The 524-nt window shown below is 66.0% G+C and carries 1 protein-coding gene; it reads left to right on the top strand.

The genetic code is table 11. From position 1 onward, the window contains the following. Positions 1 to 39: 39 nt before the first annotated feature. Positions 40 to 524, top strand: a 485-nt coding sequence (locus tag LCM32_RS22180; protein WP_224822398.1) for an HK97 family phage prohead protease, incomplete at its 3' end; no start/stop codon positions are given.

Here is a 524-nt window from a genome sequence, read left to right as displayed (position 1 = left end):
TGCCGATCACCGAGGCGGGACAGAACATGGAGACAGGCGATGGACGCGATTAACAAGGTTGCCAACCCGGTCCTCGAGATCAAGGCGCTGAAGGAGACGGGCGAGTTCGAGGGCTACGGCTCGACCTTCGGCGGCGAGCCCGACAGCTACGGCGATGTGGTCGCGGCCGGGGCCTTCCTCGACAGCCTCGGGGATCACAGGGCGCGCGGGACCATGCCCAAGATGTTCTGGCAGCACGACCCGAGCCGCCCGATCGGCAAATGGCTGGAGGCCGAGGAAGATGACCGTGGCCTCCTGATGCGGGGCAAGCTGAACATGGGGGTGCAGCAGGCGCAGGAGGCCTATGCGCTCCTGAAGGAGGGCGACATCGACGGGCTCTCCATCGGTTACCGCATCCGGGAGTACTCGGTCGACACCGACACCCATGTCTGGACGCTGGAGAAGCTCGACCTTCTCGAGGTCTCGGTGGTGTCGATCGGGGCCAACCCGCAGGCGACCATCGCCAGCGTGAAGGCGGCGAAGGC

This window comes from Pseudooceanicola nanhaiensis, from assembly GCF_020171315.1.
Lineage (GTDB): Bacteria > Pseudomonadota > Alphaproteobacteria > Rhodobacterales > Rhodobacteraceae > Pseudooceanicola > Pseudooceanicola nanhaiensis_A.
This window is presented reverse-complemented; position numbering and strand designations above follow the sequence as displayed.